Below are 22,046 nucleotides of genomic sequence, written 5' to 3' on the forward strand. Positions count from 1 at the left end.
GCCAAGCGTCGCTTTTGATGTGTGCGCGATTGCGCTTGCGCGGTAAGACTGCGCCATGACCTATGTGCTGCACTATGCCCCTGATAACGCATCCTTGATCATCCGCCTTGCGCTTGAGCATGCCGGGCTGAATTTCCGCACGGTGTTGGTGGACCGCACCAACGCAGAACAGACCAAGCCACCCTACCGTGCGCTGAACCCCAATGGGTTGATCCCGGTGCTGGAAACGCCGCACGGGCCGCTGTTTGAAACCGGCGCGATACTGCTTTGGCTTGCCGATACCCATGGCGGCCTTGGCCCGGCACCGACAGATCCGGCACGTGGCGATTTCCTGAAGTGGCTGTTTTTTGTCAGCAACACCATTCACCCGGCGTTGCGGATGTTGTTCTATCCTGAAAAGTTCATTGCAGCCGACAGTGCAACCGCCCTGCGCCACGGTTTGCAACACCATTTGCACATCAGTTTTGGTGCACTGGATCAGGTTGCCGCAACCAAACCCGCATGGCTTGGCGCTCTGGACCCCACTGTTCTTGATTTCTATATTGCCGGTGTCCTGCGCTGGCCCGCGCTTTATCCGCGTGATGCCGACCGCTCCTGGTTTGATCTGTCCCGCTATCCAGCCCTTGCGCAGCTTTGTGCGCATCTTGAAACACTGCCCTGCACCCACGCCTTGCAAAACGCCGAAGGTCTGGGTGATACACCCTTCACTGCACCCCATCCCCCCACGCCACCAGAAGGCAGCGCCATATAATGTTTCTTTCGGTTTTCGATATGTTCAAGGTCGGCATTGGCCCGTCCTCATCCCACACAATGGGCCCAATGGTTGCCGCTGCACGTTTTCTGGACCTGATGCGCACCTCTCCTTTCAACTTTGCCGGCCTGCGGGCATCGCTGCACGGATCGCTTGCGTTTACCGGTGTCGGCCACGCCACAGACCGCGCCACCATCCTTGGCCTCGCCGGGTTCACCCCGCAAGACTATGACGCCGAAAAGGCCGAAGCAGCGCTGCAGGCAATCAACAACACCCACCAGATCACTGTGCCGGACCTGCCAGCGCTGAAATTCGATCCCAAAACGGATATGATCTTTGACTATGATGTGAAACTCACCGGCCATGCCAATGGGATGATGCTGATGGCCACGGACGCCCAGGGCGACGTGGTGTTGCGCGAAACGTATTATTCCATCGGCGGCGGCTTTGTGATGACCGAGGCTGAACTTGCGGCGGGCAAGGACACAGACGAAGGCGCGCCGATCCCCTACCCTTTTAAATCCGCTGCCGAAATGCTTGAGATGGCCAAGGCGTCCGGCAAAACCATCGCGGGCATGAAACGCGCCAACGAGGTGTCGCGCAACGGCGAGGTGCATCTGCGCGAAGGATCAAAGCGCCTTTGGCAAGTGATGAACGACTGCATCAACCGCGGCTTGGAAACCGGCGGCACCCTGCCCGGTGGTCTGTCGGTCAAACGCCGCGCCAAGGGCATCCATGATGCGTTGCAGGCCGAACGCGGCATGAACCTGCAGGCACCCCATACGATCAACGACTGGATGAGCGTCTATGCCATGGCCGTGAACGAGGAAAACGCAGCCGGGGGGCAGGTCGTCACCGCGCCCACCAATGGAGCCGCAGGTGTGATGCCCGCGACCCTGCGCTATTACCTCGACCATGTGCCCGGCGCATCCGAAAGCCACATCGAGGATTTCCTGCTGACCGCCGCCGCCATTGGTGGTCTGGTAAAATTCAACGCCTCAATCTCAGGTGCCGAGGCCGGGTGCCAGGCCGAGGTCGGATCGGCCGCTGCCATGTCTGCCGCAGGTCTGTGTGCGGTCATGGGTGGGACGCCAGAACAAGTTGAAAACGCGGCGGAAATCGCACTGGAACATCATCTCGGCATGACCTGTGATCCGATCAAAGGGTTGGTGCAGGTGCCGTGTATCGAACGCAATGGTCTGGGCGCGATCAAGGCTGTTTCTGCGGCATCTCTTGCGCTGCGCGGTGATGGCACGCATCTGGTGCCTTTGGATGCATGCATCGAAACCATGCGCCAGACCGGGGCGGATATGAGCGAAAAATATAAAGAAACTTCGCTTGGCGGCTTGGCGGTAAACGTCCCGAATTGTTGAGGTGACAGGGGAACACAGCGTACAGCGTTGGCGCTCCAAAGACACGTGAACGCCACGCGCCCTGCACCCTTTGACAATTGCGTTCCCACCGCCCAATCATGGCCAATGAGCTATCCGTCAAACCACCCGACACCTCACCCTGATGACACCGCCGCCGGGATTGAGGTCACAGCGGAATTCGAACGGTTCACCCAGCGCAATGACATGTTCACCCGCGCCTTTTGGGATGACCGCATCCGCTCAAAGCAGACCGATCAGTTTTTTGCCTCCTACCGGATGGAAGCGGCACCACGCCGCGGCGATGGATTTACCCAACGCGATTTTGCCCTGCGCAATGCCAGTTGGCTGGTCAGTGACATCATCTCAAACCGGGGTAACGACGCAGGAAAGCGCGAGGGGTTTCAAGCAGCGATCGCCAATGACACGCCCGTGGCCCCCATGCAGCAACCCGTCGATGACCCCGCAAGAATGGCGTCAGAGATTAAACGCATTGCGCGGTTTTTCGGGGCGGACCTTTGCGGCATCACAGATATGGACGACCGATGGCTTTATGCGTCCCGCGTGGACACCCGCGATATGTCTGAGGCCCCGAATGATCTGCCCCAGGGTATGACATCCGTGATCGTGATGGGCCATCAGATGGAAGAGAATCTGGTCGCCACCTACCCGTCCGCGCTGGCCGGGGCCGCAACCGGGCGTGAATACAGCCACGAAGCCGCAGTGGTCATGCAGCTGGCCGCCTATATCCGCAATCTCGGCTATGAAGCGACGGCATCCATGAACGACACAGGCTTGGTGATACCCTACGCGATCAAGGCCGGCTTGGGCGAATATGCCCGCAATCAAATGGTGATTACGCCCGAATTTGGCCCGCGCCTGCGGTTTTCCAAAATCTTTACCAATTTGCCGCTGACCCACGACACGCCCAAACCACGCGGCGTGCGGGCCTTCTGCGACATCTGCACAAAGTGTGCGGATGCCTGCCCGGTCAAGGCGCTTCCCTTTGGCCCGCCCAAGATCAGCACCGACGTGTCCGCCATCAAAGGTGTGCGCAAATGGACCTCTGATGCAGAAAAATGCTTTGGTTTTTGGGCCAAGATGTCATCGGATTGCGCGATCTGCATGCGGGTGTGCCCGTTCAATCGGGACTTTTCCAAATGGCAGAACAAGGCATGGCTGAAAATCGCGCTGTCACCCCTGCGCCACCTGGCACTTTGGATGGACCGAAAGCGCGGTGGACGCAAAAAACCCGGCGATTGGTGGGCGCGCGACATCTAGCCAAAGCTGGTTCAGGAAAGCAGGCGTGTGGCGAAATCTTGATGACTTCGACCCGGTATTAACCTATGATAAGTCACCACGGGGGGGCTTATCCAATATTTTTGGAAATGGCCAACCACCGCACCAGACAAAGGTGCCTGATCAACTCTGTTGCCTGCAGGCCCTAATTTTTTCGGTATTTTTTTAAGGATTTTTTGTCATGAAACCATTTTTTATCGCTGCGTTTCTCACTGCCACCACTGCATTGCCCGGCATCGCGGGGGGCACGCTCGACATGTCATCCGTCGCTTATGGTCAGACAAGTAACACTTATTTTCCGATCGACGACGGACACATGATTGTGTTTACCAGCACAGAATATACCAGCAACAATCAGGACGATGCGGGCACGCTGCTTAGCGGCATGAAGGGCGAGTGCAGCGGCACGCTGGAGCTTCAGCCGCCCGCCGCTTCGGGCCAGGGGCACTGCGTGTTCAGGACCGCCATGGGCGCAATCACCTTCACCAAATGGGTCGCCACCGGGATGACAGCCGAAGGGGCAATCACCGGGGAATGGACAACCGTTGGGGGCACCGATGTCTTTGCGGGTGCTACCGGCGGCGGTACCTTTGTGTCGCTGACCGATCAGGCCACGGGCAAGACAGAAAATGCCATCAGTGGTTCAACCGAACTGCAATAGGTCGCTCGAACCAAGGGCCTTGCGCATTTTTGCACAGAACACGTGTGTGGGGCTGACTTGGAATTTGGCGCGCCGTGGTTATCTTGGGTTCATCATTCCATAGGAGAGCGGAAATGTCCCTCAGACCCACACTCGAAACCCGCCGCGCCGTGCCGACGATGGAGGGTGCAGGCGTCAAACTGCACCGCGCTTTTGGCTTTCAGGACCCATCGGAACTGGACCCTTTTCTGCTGTTTGATGACTTTCGCAACGAACGGCCCGAGGATTTCGAAAAGGGCTTTCCATGGCATCCGCACCGCGGCATTGAAACGATCACTTATGTCCTTGAAGGCACGGTGGATCATGGCGATTCACTGGGCAATGTCGGGTCACTGGGTGCCGGTGACGTGCAGTGGATGACCGCAGGATCGGGCATTCTGCATCAGGAAATGCCGCACGGCAACGCGCGTGGCCAGATGCACGGTTTTCAACTTTGGGGCAATCTGCCTGCCGCGCAAAAGATGACCGCGCCGCGCTATCAGGATGTGACAGCCGCCGATATTCCCGTGATTACCGATGATGACGGCACCGTGGTCAAGGTCATCACCGGCAATTTCTGGGGCAAAACAGGGCCGGTTGATGGCGTCGCAGCAGACCCGCAATACCTTGATATCATTGTGCCTGCGGGCGTCAAAAAGACCTTTCGCATCGACACCTATCGACGCGCCTTTGCCTATGTATTTGGCGGCGCGGGTGCCTTTGCGGATGCCTCTGCCCCTTCGGGCGTGTTGTTGGAAAAAGAGGTTGCAGGCCAAGAGCTTAACATTCGCGATCTGTCAGGTGACCGTACCCTGGTCCGGTTTGGATCCGGCGATGAGGTTACCGTCCAGGCAGGGCCCCAAGGTATTCGTTTCCTGCTGATTTCCGGTGCACCCATTGAAGAGCCGGTGGCCTGGCATGGCCCTATCGTGATGAACACTCAAGCAGAGCTGCAACAAGCCTTTGCCGATCTGCGCAATGGCAAGTTCATCAAGCCCGTGCATTAACAAAACAAGGGGTGAAGAGATCCTTCACCCCTGCCACATTTGAACTTTGGTGTTAACCAATTTACCACTTAACCATTTGTTTAGATTAAACTTTCCTAAAATCGCCTGATCGACCATAAGACCCTCATTGACCGACGGGGGCCGGTGCATTTTTTTATCGTCGATCAAAGGAATTTTCCATGTCCCATCCCCTTTTCACCGCCGCCATACTGACCTTGCTTGGCGCTTTCCCCGCAACCGCACAAACCCTCACAGATACTGAATTAGGCATCATTGGCGCGGACCTGCGCTTTGGGTTTTCAAATCACGCCAGCGAAGGTGGCTCCGTTTCAAGTACGGTTGATGTCGCAATCACAAAGCACCATGGCCTGCAATTCGATCTGCAATACGAAGAACGCAGCAACGGCGGCATCGGGCGCTTCGGCACAGTGCTCTACATGGCACCGCGCGAAGGGCAAAAATACGGGCTGTCGTTGATGGTTGCGGATAAGAACAACAAGTCTTCGACCTATGGCCAGATTGGTGCCGTTGGCATGTTTGCGCTGTCAGATGACGTGAACGCCGAAGTGCGGGCAGGCATTGGCCTGTCGACGGACAACGATCTGGATTGGGTCACGGCGGGTGCGGGGCTTCACTGGCAAGCCACCGAGAACACACGCTTTTCTGGTCACTATGATATCACCGAATTTGACGAAAGAAACTTCAGCGCCGTGGCACATGAAGTCACATTTGGCGTCAATATGAGGATTTCAAACACGCCTTCGGCACTCTTTGCCGAAGTTTCGCATGATTGGCTGTCTGGCGGCAACGCGGCAGGCGGTGACACGACCCTTCGCGCAGGCGTCTCGTTCGCGTTGGGCCGGTCCGGCAATGATCAGCCGTCGTTCCGGGTGTCTGACCCGATGCGCCAACTCTTGCGGCGCGGATTGTACTGAGGGCTGCAAGACGGGGCGCTATCGCGCCCCAACCGCCTTGCGCACCATGCCCCAGTACTGCGCACTTACCTCGTCAAGCGACAGCCGCCCACCAGCACGAAACCACGTATTAACGCCGGTAAGCATTGCGATGACGGCAAGGGTTGCGATCTTGGTGTCAGCGACGTCAAATTCGCCGTCTGCAACACCTTGTTTCAGGATCGCCTCAAGCTGATCTTCGTATTGCCGCCGCAAGGTCTCGATCACGGTAAAATTCTCTGGGGTGAGATTGCGCAACTCCATATAGGCGATGAACACTTCATCAGGCCGATCCGCGTGAAAGCGGATGTGAAATTCGACAAAGGCACGCAATCGGGTCAGCGGTAAGGCCTCGCTGTTTGTTGGCATCTCGGCAAGCAGATCGGTCATATGCCCGCGCATCAGATCAAAGAGCAGCGATTGCTTGTCGGGCGTATAATTATAAAGTGCACCCGCCTGCACGCCGACCTCGCCCGCAATGGCGCGCATCGACACCGCAGCATAGCCATCTCGGGCGAACAACCGCAAAGCTGCTGCACGCACCCGAGGGCCAGTAATATCGGAATGTGAACCTGCGGTACGTGCCATTGGGCCAAATTAATGAACAATTGTTCAAAAGCAAAGCCCGCTTGCGCGCAAAGCGGCACTGGTGCAAGAACATGGTCATGAAATGGCGTGCATCTTTTTGTTCTTTGTCCCTTGCCCTGTTGGCGCTCAGCGCCTGCACGCAATTTCCGGCACTGGATCGCACGATCACACCGGCACTTGAAAACGCCGATTATCCCGCTTTGGTGCCACTTGACCCGCTTTTGGCTTCGGCCACTGCGGGACGCGTTGATGCCGTTCAGACCGAAGCCGCATTGAATGCGCGTGTTGCCCGGTTGCGGGCGCGTGCCGCGCGGCTGCGGGGGTCGGTTCTGTCCGGTCGCGAAAAACAACGTCTGGAACAAGGCCTGCAATAACCGATTGCCGCGTTGCATGGACTGCGCGAACCCGCTACATCGCGGCAACATCACCCTCACCACACGCACCACAAAGGATCGTGCCCCATGTCAAAACCGCTTCGCCTTGGTATTGCAGGTCTGGGAACGGTCGGAGTCGGCGTGGTGCGCATCATCCGCCAACAGGCCAAACTGATTGAGGCGCGCACGGGCCGCGCCATCGCAATCACCGCCGTATCTGCACGCACCAAGGACCGCGACCGTGGGGTGTCATTGGCAGGCTACGCCTGGGAAGACGACCCCGTCGCCCTGGCCACACGCGACGATGTGGATGTGTTTGTGGAACTGATGGGCGGAGAGACCGGCCCCGCCAAAGACGCCACAGAGGCCGCGTTCAAGGCAGGCAAACACGTGGTGACCGCAAACAAGGCGATGCTTGCCATCCACGGTCAGGCACTGGCAGAACTGGCCGAAGGCAATGGCCTTGTCCTGCGGTATGAGGCGGCTGTTGCGGGTGGCATTCCGGTGATCAAGACCCTGACCGAAGGATTGGCAGGCAATGAGATCACCCGCGTCATGGGCGTGATGAACGGGTCGTGCAATTATATCCTGACCCGCATGGAAACCTCCGGCAAAAACTATCAGGAGATTTTTGCCGAGGCCGACGGTCTGGGCTATCTTGAGGCCGATCCGCAGCTCGATGTCGGCGGCATTGATGCAGCCCATAAGCTTGCGATCATCTCGTCCATCGCCTTTGGGACCAAGGTTGATTTTGACGGCATCCAGTTGGAAGGGATCGAGCGCGTCAGCATCGAAGACATCCGTGCCGCCGCAGATATGGGATATAAGATCAAGCTTCTGGGCGTGACCGAAAAGACCGGGCGCGGGCTTGAGCAGCGGATGCAGCCCTGCCTGGTGCCGGACACCTCTCCGCTGGGCCAGCTTGATGGCGGCACCAATATGGTCGTCATCGACGGCGATGCCGTGGGCCAGATCGTGCTGCGCGGCGCAGGGGCCGGGATGGGGCCGACAGCCTCTGCCGTCATGGCCGATGTCTGCGACATCGCACGGGGCTGGACCGGCCCTGTTTTTGGTCAACCCGCAGCAAAGCTGGAAACCCCGGTGGCCGCCACATCACAGCGCCCTGCCCCCTATTACCTGCGCATGGCGCTGGTCGACAAACCCGGGGCCATGGCCAAGATCGCCACCGTTCTGGGCGACGCAGGGGTCAGCATCAACCGCATGCGCCAATACGAACACGACGACACATCAGCCCCGGTTCTGATCGTGACCCACAAAACCTCGCGCGCCGCGCTGGATACCGCAATTGCGGCAATGGATGGCACAGGCGTAATGTCGGGTGCACCGGTAGCACTGCGAATTGAGGAAGTTTGAGCGGGTAGACAAGCTTCAGGGTTATGTACGGAATGCGGACAAAGTAGCATTTTGACCATCTGATTTGAACGGCGGCTTGCTGGAAGTTGCAGCGAAGAAGGCCGATACTCTTAATTATTCAATAATAATTCCTAGTCACGCGCCGCTTCGATTTGCGCATGTTTCAAAGCGCGCCGGAGTGACTTTCGTTCATCTAAGTGACGCATTACTCCGGAAAGTCGAAGCTCTATTTCCGGATCAAAAAATTGTAACCCTCGCCGCAGAATAAATCCAGCAAGCGAGCCGCGAGCACCTCTCTCCGGCCATAATGACCGCTCGGAGCGAATGATCCAGGGTCGGCTAGGTTTTTCAGTGACCTCATCCATCGCCATTGCTTCCCTGACAAGTCGAGCGAAATTGCGCATCAAGTTGTAGTCGTGAATAGCGCGCCTGCGGCCTTCATCTAGACTGGCACGATTGTTTTCCCATGTCTTTTGCTCTCGCGCGCGCAGCATTTTTGAGATTGCGGCATCGAACAAATAGTGCCTTGAACCTTTCTGGTCGCTAGGGGCTTTGGGCTCGTGGTCATAACCGTTCCGAACTGATTTAAGAACCTCGTGGAATACGGGTGTATGACGTCAGGCTCTCCGGCATAAAAGATCGTTCGATTACGAGTGAGAGACGTTTTCACAGAGTAAGACGCTCTCGTATACATCAATAAGACGTCGATATCGTCCGGTATTTCCAGCCCGCAAGTGAAAAGAACGCCGTCGATTTCTGCAGAAAAGTCGGGAGACTGTTTGAAAATCAGTTGCTGGCTTATGTTGGTGAAAATATGGGCGCGCACGGGTGACTGGTCTTTCATAACTTATCCTTCGCCGAGAACCACTCCGCTGCAAGTGCTGCCATGTGACAAAAGGCGGCATACGTCACCGTTTGACGGTAGATGTGACCAGTCAGATCGCCCGAAGGGCCGGAGCCAATGTTAAGAATGTAAGTGTGCCGAACAACGACCATTAATGGCACCCCGAAAGAACAATTTACAACGAAAGCCAGCATATAGCGAAACGCCGTCGGCATGAAGCGGTTATAGCATCGGAACAATTAATTCGACAAACTGATCGTTATTCCGGTCAGATTTGATGGGTTTATGAGACTGCTTTTGCGCTGACGCGAACCCTGAAGCAATATGCGCTTAAGCGAAGAACGGACATTCTAGCGGTTGGCGGAACCGTTAGCTACGGGCACACTGCCGACATTCACCAGTTACTCCCAAGCCCTGCAAACCAACACCAAACCTTGTATCAATCCCCCCTGAGCGCTAGACGAAACATGAAATACCAATACTAAGGACCCTGCCTCATGACCCTCACTGCCCAATTTCAAGATCGGATGTTGTCGCTGGGCCTTGCCCGCGTGTCTGAGGCCGCCGCGTTGGCATCGGCCAAGCTGATCGGTAAAGGCGACGAAAAGGCCGCGGATCAGGCGGCAGTCAATGCAATGCGAGAGCAGCTCAACCTGCTTGATATTGCCGGTGTCGTGGTGATCGGCGAAGGCGAACGCGATGAGGCACCGATGTTGTTCATTGGCGAAGAGGTCGGAACCGGCAATGGCCCCGGTGTCGACATTGCGCTGGACCCATTGGAAGGGACCACGCTGACGGCAAAGGACATGCCGAATGCCCTGACGGTGATTGCGATGGGGCCGCGCGGCTCGATGCTGCATGCGCCGGATGTGTATATGGACAAGCTGGCGATTGGTCCGGGATACAAGACGGATGTGGTGACACTGGATATGTCGCCGGGTCAGCGCGTCAAGGCATTGGCCAAGGCCAGGAAATGTGATCCGGGCGACATCACCGTGTGCATTCTGGAACGCCCCCGCCACGAGGCGATGATCGCTGAGGTGCGCGCAACAGGGGCGGCGATCCGGCTGATCACCGATGGCGATGTGGCCGGGGTCATGCATTGCGCAGACCCCTCCACCGGCATCGACATGTACATGGGCCAGGGCGGCGCGCCTGAGGGCGTGTTGGCCGCTGCCGCGCTGAAATGTATGGGCGGCCAGATGTATGGCCGCCTGATGTTTCGCAATGACGATGAACGCGGCCGCGCCACCAAGGCGGGCATCACCGATTTCGACCGCATTTATCGCCGCGACGAGATGGTGACCGAAGATGTCATCTTTGCCGCCACAGGGGTGACGGATGGCAATCTGGTACCGGGTGTCAAACGCGAAGTCGGCTGGATGACCACGGAAACCCTGATCATGCGCTCCAAGACCGGATCCGTGCGGCGCATGAACTATCGCACACCGGTGGAATAACGCAGAGGCCGGTGGCTGCGGCATATGTCGGACGGTATTTGTAAAAGGGTGAAATGAGGGATGGGTCATGGCGTATCTGGGCGTTGAGACATCCCTGACCGGGCGGCGTTGGGTTGGTCCCGGGGTCGATGTGGAACGCGCAGCCGAGGTGTTGGCGCAGCAAACCGACCTGCCGGAGCCCGTGTGTCAGGTGCTGGCGCGGCGCGGTGTCGCCCCAGCGGATGCCGACGCATTTCTGGCCCCCTCGATACGGGATCTGTTGCCTGATCCAAGGTCGCTGAAAGACATGGAAAGCGCAGCGCGCCGGTTTCTGAGCGCCCTTGACGGGCGGCAACGTATTGCTGTTTTTGCCGATTACGATGTGGATGGCGGCTCTTCTGCGGCATTGCTGCTGGTTTGGCTGCGCGACATGGGTCACACCGCCACGCTTTATGTTCCTGACCGCATCGACGAAGGCTACGGCCCGAATGAAGAGGCCATGGCAGCCCTTGCAACAGATCATGATCTGATTGTTTGCGTCGATTGCGGCACCCTGTCCCATGGGCCGATTGCTGCGGCAAAGGGCGCAGATGTGATTGTGCTGGATCACCATTTGGGGGGTGAGGTGCTGCCGGATGCGCTGGCGGTTGTAAACCCGAACCGGCAAGACGAAGATGGCGCATCTGCACATCTATGTGCCGCCGCTGTGGTATTTCTGATGTTGGTCGAAGTGGGCCGGCACCTTCGGGAGAGCGATCGCAAGGGACCGGACCTGATGGGCCTGCTTGATTTGGTGGCCCTTGCAACAGTTGCCGATGTGGCCCCTTTGATCGGTGTCAATCGCGCCTTTGTGCGCCAGGGCCTGCGGATTATGGCGCAGAGGGCGCGGGTTGGCCTTGCGGCGCTGGCCGATGTTGCGCGCATGGATACGGCACCCACATCCTATCATCTGGGATTCCTGCTGGGCCCGCGCATCAATGCAGGCGGGCGCATTGGTCAGGCCGATCTGGGTGCACGGCTTCTGGCGACGAACGATCCGCACGAGGCGGCCGCGCTGGCCGAACGCCTTGACGCGTTAAACACCGACCGCCGGGATGTTGAAGCGTCGGTGCGCGCTGCGGCCCTGGCTCAGGCCGAGGAACGTGGATTTGACGCACCGCTCGTCTGGGCGTCGGGGCCCGGCTGGCACCCCGGTGTGGTCGGCATTGTCGCTGCGCGGCTGAAAGAAGCATCAAACCGGCCCGCAGTGGTAATCGGGATCGAGGACGGCATTGGCAAAGGGTCGGGTCGGTCTGTTTCTGGCATCGACCTTGGTGCGCCCATCCAAAGGCTCGCGGCCGAAGGGTTGTTGATCAAAGGGGGCGGTCACAAGATGGCCGCGGGGCTGACCGTGGCCGAGGACAAGCTGGACGCGGCCATGGCGCGCCTCGGCGCGTTGTTGGCAAAACAGGGCGCGCATCTGGCCGGGCCATCTGACCTTGCGGTGACCGGTCTGTTGATGCCGGGTGCCGCGACGGTTGAACTGGTCGAAAAGATTGAGGAAGCCGGACCCTTTGGGGCCGCCGCCCCTGCCCCGCGCTTTGTCTTTTCCGACATCCAGATCCGCTTTGCCAAACGGGTGGGCGAGAACCACCTCAAGGTCACTTTTGGCGATGGTTTGGGGGCCACGATGGACGCGATCGCCTTTGGTGCATTTGATGGCCCGCTTGGCCCTGCGATGGAAAACCATGGCGGCGCGCGGTTTCATCTGGCAGGGCGGCTGGATATCAATACCTGGCGGGGCAAACGTTCTGTGCAGCTCAGGCTTGAGGATGCCAGTGCGGCCTGAATACAATTTCTGTCATCTACGGGAAATTTCTGCTTGCACCCTACGCGTCATTTACCTAAAGAACCGCTCACGACCAGTGGCCCGTTCGTCTATCGGTTAGGACGTCAGGTTTTCAACCTGAAAAGAGGGGTTCGACTCCCCTACGGGCTGCCACTTTTCCATTTGAACTGTTGTTTTGAATTCGCTCCTGAACGCATGCTGCCTGCTATTGGCCATGTCACGGCACATTTGGGGATGCTTGGGCTTTGCCTTCCGTCAGATACTGGCCTGCCATGTCAGTCATGCGCAAACGGGTTTCTGCCTGACGGTCAGCCAATCCCGGATCATCCCGTGACATCCTTTGATCCACGAGAATAGAAGGACCGAGTGTGATCTATTGAAAAAACCATTCTCACCAGCAACTCATACTGTTCAATCCATGCGGTCCTCAGATCGTTCAGTCAGCCTCTGGCGACAACGGTGTTTTTCCCCCGGATTCGGCAAGTGTCTGATCGGCTTCAGAGCGAATTCTTCTTTAATCGCATAAAGATACACGTATAGAGGGAATATCTTTTGTGCCTTAGAAGAAACAGTTTGTTTCAAAGAAATTGCCTCATTTGCGGTTAAAAACTGTTATGAATGTGACAGTTGGTCCGGTGAACGCGTGATGGAAATGTTTTCGATCACGAAATCGCGATGATTGGTTGACGTTAGGTTAACCATCGGCGTGAGCTGAACGTAATGTATAGAGCACGTGATTTGAGCTGCCGCTGGGTCACCGTTTCCGTTGTTGGAACTATGCAGAGCGCAGTTAGGGTCAACGCGTAGTTGAGAGTAAAGAGTAGCGATATGCCCTGGAGGGGTTATCATGAATAGTTATAAGACGAACCAACTGGGGTATGGCCAATTTGAATTTGGCCCATTACCTGCTGATGGCAATCCCGCAATTTTAAGGTCTGAACGGTTTGCCGTGTCGTCGGTACGCCGCAGCTATGTCTGGGACGGTGCTGTTGCCCGCAAAGCCGAAGCGAGTGGTTTTTATCGTGGCTTGGTCAAACCGCTGCTGGATGGGCTTATCATCCTTTTGACCCTGCCCTTTTCCGTCCCGTTTATTGCATTTTGCGCTGTTGCGCTCTGGGTCGAGGGCGGGTCGCCCTTTTACACACAAGAGCGTCTGGGGAAAAACGGCAAACGCTTCAAAATTCTGAAGTTGCGCACGATGGTGCGCGATGCGGATGCGGTGCTGGAGGCCTATCTGGCTTCCGATCCGGCCCGCCGGCGCGAATGGAACGAATTGCAAAAACTACGCAACGACCCGCGTGTCACTCGCGTTGGTCACTTCCTGCGCGCCACATCCATGGATGAACTTCCTCAACTTTTCAATGTCTTGAAAGGTGATATGAGCCTTGTCGGGCCACGCCCGATGATGCCGGAGCAATTGTCCATGTATGGTGAATCGGATGCCTATTTCGCTCTTAGACCTGGCGTTACAGGTCTGTGGCAGGTGTCTGCACGCGACAACACGCGGCTCTCTCATCGCAACGAAGTCGATGCGGAATATCTGCGCAATATTTCGTTCATGTTGGATCTTACCGTGCTCTACAAGACGATCGGTGTGGTCTTGCGCCGGACCGGATATTGAGGCGAGACTTATTGTGGATCAGCACAGATCAGGTGTAAGATTGACGCATGTCCAAACCGCCAAAGTGGGATGCAATGAAGGATAACTATCCTGTCGCTGAATCATCCAAACCATCGCAGGATGCGGCGGTCCAAGGCAAATCAATGTCTGCCTTTCTTAGCGGAATGCGCCACGGCATTCGACCGCGTCGTATCATGAATGAACAGTCGCAAAAGCGGCTGCTTGAACTCTCTGCCGTAGTCCCGGAAAAGCCATCGTTTGTAAAATCTGCTGAGGATACGCGTTGGCAAGACCTGAGCATCGAAGCGCCGGGCACAAGGGGTACGCCCACCGCGACCAAAACCGCCATCGACAGCGATCTTGGCCGTAGCGATGCCCACGCCTTTGATGTATTGCGCACACGTCTGCGCCAGACCGCGCAGGAACATGGCTGGACAAACATCGCGGTGACCGCCCCGACGACTGGATGTGGCACGACCTTTACGGCGGTCAATCTGGCGCTCAGCCTGTCGCGCATTGCCGGGTCGCGTTCAATCTTGATGGATTTTAACATGCGAAATCCCGGCGCCGCGGCAGCCGTTGACATACAAGCCCGCGGTCCACTGCAAGAATTTCTGGGCGGCCGCACCGCGATGGCCGAGCATTTGGTCCGGTGCAGTGACACGTTGGCCCTCGGACTGAACAGTGAACCACATGAACTTGCCGCCGAAACGCTTCAGAACGCAACCACGATACGGACGTTGCAACAGATGCAATCAGCCCTGCAGCCCGAGATCGTGATCTATGATATGCCGCCGATGCTGGCTTTTGATGATGTGTCGGCCTTTTTGCCCCATCTAGATGGCGTTTTGCTGGTGTCAGACGGGACCCAGACTACCGCACTCCAGTTGACTGAATGCGAACAGATGTTGGGTGGGCAGGTACCATTGTTGGGCGTTGTATTAAACCGGGCGCGCCGTTCAAGCATTGTTCGCTACACCTGATCCGCCGTCTGAACCCCTGTTGGAATTATGTAGGAAGCCCTATGATCACCGGATTGCTATGGTTTAAACTGGTCAAAACCGGGCCTTGCGGGTGCGTGCACCCGAACTCATTGATATTGGGATACGCAGGCTGATGGGTCCGATCTATTCGTTGGATGACTTTCTGGATTTGCTGCGCCGCCGGGCGCGGCTGATCTTGAGTGTGATCTTCTTGGGATGCATCGTTTCCATCGTTTTTGCCCTGATGCAGCAACATATGTATCAGTCCGCCGAAGTCATTCAGATTGAACAGCCCACGATTGCCAATGACCTCGCCCCATCAACGGTCGAAGGCTCATCTGCGCGCCGCCTGCAGTTGATTGAACAACAATTGATGGCCCGCGATAACCTGATCGGGATGATCGATAAATTTGGCCTATATGAGGACGCATCGGGTTTGCGGCTTTCCGAAAAGGTGGACTTGCTGCGCAGTGCGGTGACGATCACGGGTGTTGCTGCGGCACGTGAAGGGTTTGCTGATGACGGCACCATTTCCGTCCTGACAATCACTGCGGAAATGGACAGCGCCGAACAGGCGCAGGCGGTCGCCCATGAGTTTGCCAACCGGACCCGCTCCCTGTCAGCCACCCAACGCCAGGAACAGACCCGCGAAACCCTTGAATTCTTCGAAAGGCAGGAAGCCAACATTGTGCGTGACATCGCCGCACTTGAGCAAGAACTCCAAGCCTTTCGCAGCGAAAATGATCTGTCTATCGAAGGCAGCGTTGCCTTTCGCCGCGACGAGATTTCCAGTCTGAACACTGCGATACTGGCCCTGGACCGCGACATGATTGCGGCCCAACTTGCGCGCACCCGATTTTACCCTTCTGCGCGCGCGGCCACAGTCAAGCGTCTGGAAGACGAAATTGATGCGCAGCTTGCCAGCCTGGCCTCACAACGTACCCTCCTGAATGAGCGGCGCACAGCCCTCAAGGAAAGCCTGCAAACCTCGCCCGAAATCGACCGCACATTGGCCAGTTTCGACCGCCGGATGGATCAGCTTCAGGACCAGCTTGAGGTCATATCGACCCGCCGTAACGAAGCAGAGGTTGGTTTTTCGCTGGAGGCTGCCGCGCGGGGTGAGCGCCTGATCACCCTCGAAGAGGCGCAAGTGCCGGATTATCCCTACACCCGCAGTCGGAAAATCGTGGCGCTCCTCGGCGGCATGGCCTCGGTCATCGCGGCAATTGCCGTGGCATTCTTGCTTGACTTACGGCATCCCGTCCTGCGCACTGCACGCCAGATGGAACGGGAAACCGGGCTGCGCCCTGTGATCGTCATTGCCGAAGCTGTGAAACTCAAGGGCCGAACCGCCCGCATGGCACGCAAGGCGCAGGCACCCAAAGCGTAGCCACGCCCGGAAGTCGCCAAATTACCGGGCGCGCGCCGTGCACTGCGACCGGACAAAGGATCGTCTTTTGAAAATCGCCTACATCCTCAACACCTACCCGCAACCTTCGCAGAGTTTTATTCGCCGTGAAATACGCGCACTCGAAGCCGCTGGTCACGAGGTGCTTCGGTTTGCCATGCGCGCAACAACAGACACTTTGGTTGATCCTCAGGACAAAGCCGAGGTTGGCAAGACAGAGTACGTATTGGCCCAAGGGGTTGGCGCACTTGCCGCGGCGGTCTGGCAGATGGTGCGCAAAGACACTGCTGCCTTTTTTGCTGCGGTTCAGGCAACCTGGAAAATGGGCCGCGCGTCCAATGTGGGCGTGCTGCGCCATCTGATATATCTCGCCGAAGCCTGTTATGTTGCGGGGCGCTGCGAGGCCGACACCCTGTCGCATGCCCATGCCCATTTTGGCACCAATGCTGCCGCCGTCGCGATGTTGGCGCATCTGCTGGGGGGACCAGAATATTCCTTTACAGTGCACGGTCCCGAAGAGTTCGACAGCCCGCTGGCGTTGTCCTTGGGAACCAAGGTGCACCACGCTGCCTTTACCATCGCGATCAGTCAATTCGGCCGCAGCCAGCTGTGTCGCTGGTCCGATCCCGATGACTGGGATCGCATCGAGGTGGTGCATTGCGGGATTGAGCCGGACCGTTTTGACCAGACAGAACCCCTTAAAAAAGGCCCCCGCCGCATTGTCGCCATCGGTCGGTTTGTTGAGCAAAAGGGCCAGCTGGCGCTGATTGACGCTGTTGCTCAGGCAACCAGCAAGGACATCCATCTGACGCTGATTGGTAATGGCGAAATGCGCGGGCAAATCGAAGCCTTGATTGCCAGTCACAGGCTTGCGGATCGAATCACACTGACCGGATGGGTGGATGAAACGCGCATTCGCGCGGAACTGGACGCAGCACACGGGTTGATCATGCCCAGCTTTGCCGAAGGGCTGCCAATGGTGGTGATGGAAGCCATGGCTGCCGCTCGTCCGGTGATTGCCACCTATGTGGCGGGCACGCCCGAACTGGTGTTGAATGGCAAGACCGGATGGCTGGTCCCGGCGGGGGATGTGCACGCGCTGGCGCAAGCGATTGATGACTTTGCCGCCACACCGCTGAGCAAGCTTTCAAAAATGGGCGAAGCTGGCCGCGCGCGGGTCTTTGAACGCCACCATGCGGGCAAAGAAGCCGCCAAGCTTGCAGACCTCATGCGCCGCTAACGTCCGCGCGCCCATCTGTTTTCACTCCGCAGGATGGGCGTCCGTGCGACGCCGCGCACGATCATGAACACGGCAAAGGCAAGCGGATCACGAAAGGCACGCAGCCACAGCGGTGCGCCACCCCCCTTGGCATCGGCATTGATCATCAAAGCGGGATACCGTTCGGCAATCTCCGCCACACCCGCGTCCTGCCGGTGGCGCACCTGCACCAATGCGGCAAACCCTTCGATCATCGGCCAGTCATAACGCGCCGGTACCGACATCCGTTCTTCGGGGGTAAAATTGAGCCGGGCAAATGTATCATCCGAGATGATATCGGGCCACGCCGCCCAGCGCGCCCGCCCTGCCCGGTTCATTGCAAAGACCCCAAACCCCGGCACGCCCAATGTCATAAACGGCACCGTGCGCCAGAACCGTGCATAGAGGCGCGTGACAATGCTTGTCCCGACTGTCACATTCGGCTGACCACTGGCATAGCGTGGCACGCTGGTGTCCAAAACCTGCGCCAATTGCGCAATCAACGGTGGCGAGACCTGCACATCCGCATCCAGATAGATCAGCACATCCCCCTGCGCTGCCGTGTCGCCCGCGTTAAGTGCGTTCGCCTTGCCACCCTGAGCGATGTCCAACACCTCAAGCGTCCAGCCTTTTGACATGAGCCGATCTTTGTAAGCTTGAGCGATCGTAGCTGTGTTGTCGGTACAGCCATTGGCAATCACGATCACTTCGACGGAAAGGTCGACCGGATCGGATGCCAGCAGCGCCTCAAGGCAATCCGGCAAATACGCCGCCTCATTATGCGCGGGGATCAGGATGCTGAGCATCTTCATTGAACCGCGACCAATGCATCCCATCGGGGATTTTCATCATCCAGATGCCGCAAGCCCCCCCATGATCCCCACTTCGTCGGCGCATAGACGTCTGAATAGGCAACGAACAACTGCCCGCCAACGGCCCGCCATCCCGCCAGGAGCGTTGTGTACAGCGTCCCCATCTCTGTCGAATAGTTGATATGTTGGAAAAACGCCGTCAGATCAGCATCATCAACCTGAGCCCCCAGACCCACAACGTGACTGCCGCCCTCATAGACAATCAAATCCAACCCCCGCGCCCGTGCCACGGCCGCATGATAGGGCCAAACACGGCCTATCAGATCCGCCAAAGTGTCATTGGCATCATCGCTGACCGCCCCGTCATAAAGATCACGCCCCGCAAGTGCCGTGGCATGATCAAACCCATGGAGCGCGACATATGCCTGCGCCGCTGCGCCCGACAGGCCTTTGGTTTTGGCTTCTGCCCGTGCGCGGGTGAGGCTTTCATCCAACCAGCCTTTCACCACCGGCTTTCGGTCATCGACACCCAATATCCCACCAAAATATCCCGTCACCGCGTAGGCATCGAACGCATCTGCCGGGGCAGCACGCCCTTCGGCCTGAACCAGCGGCGCATCAAGCGCTTCGGTCTCCAGACCGAGCCACCCCGTCTGGCTGGAGATCACGTTGACCAGTCGCGCGTCGCCCTCTTCGCCAAAAACATCGGACCAAATTCGCGCAACCTCGGCTGCACGCAACCCGTAATACTGCATCCATTTGTCTTTTTGGTCCCATCGCGCCAGCGACTGCACATCGGCCCAGACTGCCTGATCGAATTGCCAGTTCCAGACCTCGTTCGAAAACTCGACATATGTGGTCAGTTTGGGGTCCAGATTGTCCCGCACATAGGTTGCAAAGCGGCGGACAAAATCATTGTCTGCCAGATGCGGCATGTTGAACCAAGCATCTGTTTCCAACTCATTGGCAAGGGCCACCATCACTTCAACCGGCACACCAGAGGCAAAGCTCACATCACCGGGTTCAGGCCGGTCCGCCCAAGTTGATACCGTCGCATTGTTGGTCTGCATCCAGTCCATAAACCGCAGCACCCGAAAGCCGCCGATACGGGCACTCCATGCCGGATTAAAGATCGCGCCCTGATCAAGGCGCGCGGCATTGTCGAGCTTGACCACCGAGATGTTGCGCGGCGGGTCGGTCGTGTTGATCCGTTGCACGCGGATATCGACACTGCCGGGACCGGGCGTGTAATCAAACGTCACTTCGCCCGCGCCATATCGCACGTTTTGCGCACGCCCTGCCACCTCGATCACGCCGGTGCCGTCGAACCGCAAACGGTAACGCCCTTCAAGCGATACCGCCGCCTCTGGCATGTCAGTCAGGATCAACGTCCCGATGCTGCTGAGGTCAGGTGGCATTCTGACCGGCCAGCCATCGGCGTCCAGATGGCCTTCGGCGACCAGCTCGGCATATTCCATGCCGCCGTATTCGCCGGGCCTATGCCCGAGCCAAGACCGTGAAGTTTTCATCACGTCTATGAAGGGCTGCTGGGTGCTCCAATCTGCGATGCTGGCCAGCCCGATGCCGACGGTGCCACTGCCCGGCGCGGCACCTTCGGGCATTTGCAAAATATCTACGGGTGGGCCCGTGGGCGCGCCCGGCGCATTCGCCGCCCGTGCAGGTGCCTCAGGAGGCTGGGGTGCCACCGCTGCACCGTCATAGTCGCGCACCGCCTCCCATGCGATGCGTTGCAGGTTGCGGGCCAGAACGGGGTCAGGCGCGTCAAATGCCTTGCCCCAACGGTCATTGAACGCATTCGGCAGGCCCAGTGGGCTTTCGCCGGTCAGGCTCGCATATTGCACCATCGCCACAAAGTAGTGGCCCAGATCATTGAGGTGAATATCATCGGTAAAAACCGCGCCGATGTCGTTGATACCCGGCACCCTGTCTGCGGCAATCTCATCGTAAAGACGTGCCATTGCCTGCCCTGCCGGGATCAACGCGATGCTTGCGGTTTCGGTCCGATTGCCCGCCGCAACCGATTTCACGATCCCTTGCCAGACCGGCAGATCCTGATCCAGACGCGCACGCCAGGGCACATGCGCCTGCGCGTCGTCATCAACCGCAACGCCGGTGCCACTGTTCCGGCTGTGCCAGGTTTCCTGCAAATAAACTGTGGTGGCTGGGTTCGCAGACACGGCCAGACCAAAAAACGCCTGTGCATAGACTTCCGTATCAGACCACCGGGTGTGATTGGCCAGCGGGACAGCCTCTGTCAAAATCAGATGAGATATGCCGCCCTCGGGCAACAATGCGCGCGCATCGACGCCTTCGGCATTGTCCGACTGCTCCCAATTATAGCGCAGCGGCGCGCCGTTGATGATCTGCGCCTGAACACGCCCCTGGCCCTGCCCTGCGCTGAGCGCCGCTTGCAGCATATCGGGACCATCACTCCCAAACAGGCTGTGACCCACCATCAGGATCGACAAAATGGGGCCAAGACCGCTCATGCCGCAACGCCGGTTTCGGGGTGACGCTGGATGACATCCCAGACCACCTGCTGCATCAACTGCGCTGTCTGAGGGTCGGGCGCATGCGCGTTGGTGCCATCCGCGCGCAACAAAGCGTAGGGCAGGCCCACAGGATTGCGATGATAGAGCACGGCGAAATGCGTCAACGCGACCAGATACGCCCCCAGATCGTTGAAGTGGATCGTGTCGGGCGTGCCATCATCCTGCGTGGCAAACAAGTCATGCAAAGTGGTGATACCCGGTGTCCCACCCGAAGCCTGTGCCGCCCGCACAAAAGCGGCCATGACCTGCCCCGCCGGGATAAGATGGATTGGTGCGTCTGTGCGGGTCAAAGCCGGATATTTGACCTGCCCCAGCCAGTATTTGCGCAGATCCCCGTCGATCCGGGTCAGCCAGCCGTTGCCATCATCAGTGTGGTGCCAGGTCTCGTAAAGATAGATACGGGTGCGCGGGTTTGCGTCCCACGCCAGCCCTGCCCAGCGCGCAAGATAGGTGGCGGCATCGTGATAGCGGATCGCATCGGCAATCTCGACCATTTCGGTGACCACCACCGCATCAAACGCACCCGACCCGATCGCCTGTTTGGCAGCGCGGAAATGGGGATGATTGTTTTCTTCTGCAAACCCGTTGATGACCTCGTCCGGTTCCCAATGCTGCTTTAGCGATGTGCCCCATCCCAACTGACTTTTGTAGGTATGCTCAGGCCCCGCAAGTTGCGCCAGCATCGCAGGCATATCGCGGCCCACAAGCGAATGGCCGAGGTGAAAGACCTTCAATGCACCAGCAGGTTTCGTCAAAGGTTGAGCATAAAGCGCCCGCGCTTTTTCGGTGCTGACATCTGGACGGGATTGCCACGCAACAGCGCCCGCGCCAGCAAGCGCAAGCCCCAGTCCGGCCACAGCAGAACGGCGCGTGAGATGCAACATG

The 22,046-nt window shown here is 58.1% G+C and carries 19 protein-coding genes and 1 tRNA gene; 15 read left to right on the forward strand and 5 right to left on the reverse strand.

What is annotated here, in order from left to right; all coding sequences use genetic code 11:
• Window positions 1-55: 55 nt before the first annotated feature.
• The 6 genes from C1J02_RS14215 (at window position 56) to C1J02_RS14240 (ending at window position 6,041) form a co-directional block, all read left to right on the forward strand.
• The gene (locus C1J02_RS14215; RefSeq protein ID WP_114879160.1) at window positions 56-751 is read left to right on the forward strand and encodes a glutathione S-transferase family protein; all 696 of its coding nucleotides are present in this window, start codon (window positions 56-58) and stop codon (window positions 749-751) included.
• Window positions 751-2,124, forward strand: coding sequence for an L-serine ammonia-lyase (locus C1J02_RS14220; protein ID WP_114879161.1), 1,374 nt, complete (start codon window positions 751-753; stop codon window positions 2,122-2,124). Before C1J02_RS14215 ends, C1J02_RS14220 begins: the two co-directional genes overlap by 1 nt.
• 105 nt (window positions 2,125-2,229) lie before the next feature.
• Window positions 2,230-3,402 carry a reductive dehalogenase domain-containing protein gene (locus C1J02_RS14225; protein ID WP_114879162.1) on the forward strand — a complete coding sequence of 391 codons (1,173 nt, stop codon included), beginning with the start codon at window positions 2,230-2,232 and terminating at the stop codon, window positions 3,400-3,402.
• A 199-nt stretch (window positions 3,403-3,601) separates the two neighbouring features.
• Window positions 3,602-4,081 (forward strand): hypothetical protein, encoded by a 480-nt coding sequence (locus tag C1J02_RS14230; protein ID WP_114879163.1) that lies wholly within the window; start codon window positions 3,602-3,604, stop codon window positions 4,079-4,081.
• A 113-nt stretch (window positions 4,082-4,194) separates the two neighbouring features.
• Complete coding sequence (locus tag C1J02_RS14235) at window positions 4,195-5,106, forward strand: pirin family protein (RefSeq protein WP_114879164.1); 912 nt, start codon at window positions 4,195-4,197, stop codon at window positions 5,104-5,106.
• 179 nt (window positions 5,107-5,285) lie between these two features.
• Window positions 5,286-6,041, forward strand: a complete 756-nt coding sequence (locus C1J02_RS14240) for a hypothetical protein (RefSeq protein ID WP_114879165.1) — start codon at window positions 5,286-5,288, stop codon at window positions 6,039-6,041.
• An 18-nt stretch (window positions 6,042-6,059) separates the two neighbouring features.
• Here the strand turns inward: C1J02_RS14240 and C1J02_RS14245 are convergent, their stop codons facing one another.
• The gene (locus C1J02_RS14245) at window positions 6,060-6,647 is read right to left on the reverse strand and encodes a TetR/AcrR family transcriptional regulator (RefSeq protein WP_114879166.1); all 588 of its coding nucleotides are present in this window, start codon (window positions 6,645-6,647) and stop codon (window positions 6,060-6,062) included.
• 77 nt (window positions 6,648-6,724) lie between these two features.
• Between C1J02_RS14245 and C1J02_RS14250 the strand changes: the two genes are divergently transcribed.
• Together C1J02_RS14250 and C1J02_RS14255 are read left to right on the forward strand one after the other, a co-directional pair.
• Window positions 6,725-7,021, forward strand: coding sequence for a hypothetical protein (locus tag C1J02_RS14250; RefSeq protein ID WP_205389814.1), 297 nt, complete (start codon window positions 6,725-6,727; stop codon window positions 7,019-7,021).
• An 87-nt stretch (window positions 7,022-7,108) separates the two neighbouring features.
• Window positions 7,109-8,395: a homoserine dehydrogenase gene (locus tag C1J02_RS14255; RefSeq protein WP_114879167.1), complete on the forward strand. Its 1,287-nt coding sequence runs from the start codon at window positions 7,109-7,111 to the stop codon at window positions 8,393-8,395.
• A 131-nt stretch (window positions 8,396-8,526) separates the two neighbouring features.
• On the opposite strand, the gene C1J02_RS20930 is transcribed toward C1J02_RS14255, so the two are convergent.
• Entirely contained in the window at window positions 8,527-8,913 is a 387-nt protein-coding gene (locus tag C1J02_RS20930; protein WP_162798327.1) for a hypothetical protein, read from the reverse strand.
• Between the two features lie 823 nt (window positions 8,914-9,736).
• Between C1J02_RS20930 and glpX the strand changes: the two genes are divergently transcribed.
• The 7 genes from glpX to C1J02_RS14300 all read left to right on the forward strand — a co-directional run bounded on the left by glpX (window position 9,737) and on the right by C1J02_RS14300 (window position 17,758).
• A complete protein-coding gene (glpX, locus tag C1J02_RS14270) occupies window positions 9,737-10,699 on the forward strand; it encodes a class II fructose-bisphosphatase (RefSeq protein WP_114879170.1) in 963 nt (320 codons plus the stop codon).
• A gap of 67 nt (window positions 10,700-10,766) precedes the next feature.
• On the forward strand, window positions 10,767-12,506 hold the full coding sequence (gene recJ, locus C1J02_RS14275) for a single-stranded-DNA-specific exonuclease RecJ (protein ID WP_114879171.1): 1,740 nt from the start codon (window positions 10,767-10,769) through the stop codon (window positions 12,504-12,506).
• Between the two features lie 78 nt (window positions 12,507-12,584).
• Window positions 12,585-12,659, forward strand: a tRNA-Glu gene (locus tag C1J02_RS14280).
• Between the two features lie 694 nt (window positions 12,660-13,353).
• Window positions 13,354-14,127: a sugar transferase gene (locus C1J02_RS14285; RefSeq protein ID WP_114879172.1), complete on the forward strand. Its 774-nt coding sequence runs from the start codon at window positions 13,354-13,356 to the stop codon at window positions 14,125-14,127.
• Window positions 14,128-14,174: 47 nt separating this feature from the next.
• Window positions 14,175-15,110 carry an exopolysaccharide biosynthesis protein gene (locus tag C1J02_RS14290; protein ID WP_114879173.1) on the forward strand — a complete coding sequence of 312 codons (936 nt, stop codon included), beginning with the start codon at window positions 14,175-14,177 and terminating at the stop codon, window positions 15,108-15,110.
• A gap of 91 nt (window positions 15,111-15,201) precedes the next feature.
• Window positions 15,202-16,500, forward strand: coding sequence for a DUF874 domain-containing protein (locus C1J02_RS14295; protein WP_205389815.1), 1,299 nt, complete (start codon window positions 15,202-15,204; stop codon window positions 16,498-16,500).
• A gap of 67 nt (window positions 16,501-16,567) precedes the next feature.
• The gene (locus tag C1J02_RS14300; protein ID WP_114880616.1) at window positions 16,568-17,758 is read left to right on the forward strand and encodes a glycosyltransferase family 4 protein; all 1,191 of its coding nucleotides are present in this window, start codon (window positions 16,568-16,570) and stop codon (window positions 17,756-17,758) included.
• On the opposite strand, the gene C1J02_RS14305 is transcribed toward C1J02_RS14300, so the two are convergent.
• Genes C1J02_RS14305 through C1J02_RS14315 form a run of 3 tightly spaced genes read right to left on the reverse strand, consistent with a single transcriptional unit; the run spans window position 17,755 to window position 22,045 of the window.
• Window positions 17,755-18,588 (reverse strand): glycosyltransferase family 2 protein, encoded by an 834-nt coding sequence (locus C1J02_RS14305; RefSeq protein WP_114879175.1) that lies wholly within the window; start codon window positions 18,586-18,588, stop codon window positions 17,755-17,757. The genes C1J02_RS14300 and C1J02_RS14305 overlap by 4 nt on opposite strands.
• Window positions 18,585-21,098, reverse strand: coding sequence for a hypothetical protein (locus C1J02_RS14310; RefSeq protein WP_114879176.1), 2,514 nt, complete (start codon window positions 21,096-21,098; stop codon window positions 18,585-18,587). Before C1J02_RS14310 ends, C1J02_RS14305 begins: the two co-directional genes overlap by 4 nt.
• The gene (locus C1J02_RS14315; RefSeq protein ID WP_114879177.1) at window positions 21,095-22,045 is read right to left on the reverse strand and encodes a hypothetical protein; all 951 of its coding nucleotides are present in this window, start codon (window positions 22,043-22,045) and stop codon (window positions 21,095-21,097) included. Before C1J02_RS14315 ends, C1J02_RS14310 begins: the two co-directional genes overlap by 4 nt.
• Between the last annotated feature and the right edge of the window lies 1 nt (window position 22,046).

The organism is Sulfitobacter sp. SK011 (assembly GCF_003352065.1).
Classification (GTDB): domain Bacteria; phylum Pseudomonadota; class Alphaproteobacteria; order Rhodobacterales; family Rhodobacteraceae; genus Sulfitobacter.

Excerpts from the sequence above, each read along its gene's own strand:
- C1J02_RS14215 (WP_114879160.1), top strand. The coding sequence starts at position 56 with ATGACCTATGTGCTGCACTATGCCCCTGATAACGCATCCTTGATCATC.
- C1J02_RS14220 (WP_114879161.1), top strand. The coding sequence starts at position 751 with ATGTTTCTTTCGGTTTTCGATATGTTCAAGGTCGGCATTGGCCCGTCC.
- C1J02_RS14225 (WP_114879162.1), top strand. The coding sequence starts at position 2,230 with ATGAGCTATCCGTCAAACCACCCGACACCTCACCCTGATGACACCGCC.
- C1J02_RS14230 (WP_114879163.1), top strand. The coding sequence starts at position 3,602 with ATGAAACCATTTTTTATCGCTGCGTTTCTCACTGCCACCACTGCATTG.
- C1J02_RS14235 (WP_114879164.1), top strand. The coding sequence starts at position 4,195 with ATGTCCCTCAGACCCACACTCGAAACCCGCCGCGCCGTGCCGACGATG.
- C1J02_RS14240 (WP_114879165.1), top strand. The coding sequence starts at position 5,286 with ATGTCCCATCCCCTTTTCACCGCCGCCATACTGACCTTGCTTGGCGCT.
- C1J02_RS14245 (WP_114879166.1), bottom strand. The coding sequence starts at position 6,647 with ATGGCACGTACCGCAGGTTCACATTCCGATATTACTGGCCCTCGGGTG.
- C1J02_RS14250 (WP_205389814.1), top strand. The coding sequence starts at position 6,725 with ATGAAATGGCGTGCATCTTTTTGTTCTTTGTCCCTTGCCCTGTTGGCG.
- C1J02_RS14255 (WP_114879167.1), top strand. The coding sequence starts at position 7,109 with ATGTCAAAACCGCTTCGCCTTGGTATTGCAGGTCTGGGAACGGTCGGA.
- glpX (WP_114879170.1), top strand. The coding sequence starts at position 9,737 with ATGACCCTCACTGCCCAATTTCAAGATCGGATGTTGTCGCTGGGCCTT.
- recJ (WP_114879171.1), top strand. The coding sequence starts at position 10,767 with ATGGCGTATCTGGGCGTTGAGACATCCCTGACCGGGCGGCGTTGGGTT.
- C1J02_RS14285 (WP_114879172.1), top strand. The coding sequence starts at position 13,354 with ATGAATAGTTATAAGACGAACCAACTGGGGTATGGCCAATTTGAATTT.
- C1J02_RS14290 (WP_114879173.1), top strand. The coding sequence starts at position 14,175 with ATGTCCAAACCGCCAAAGTGGGATGCAATGAAGGATAACTATCCTGTC.
- C1J02_RS14305 (WP_114879175.1), bottom strand. The coding sequence starts at position 18,588 with ATGAAGATGCTCAGCATCCTGATCCCCGCGCATAATGAGGCGGCGTAT.
- C1J02_RS14310 (WP_114879176.1), bottom strand. The coding sequence starts at position 21,098 with ATGAGCGGTCTTGGCCCCATTTTGTCGATCCTGATGGTGGGTCACAGC.
- C1J02_RS14315 (WP_114879177.1), bottom strand. The coding sequence starts at position 22,045 with ATGTTGCATCTCACGCGCCGTTCTGCTGTGGCCGGACTGGGGCTTGCG.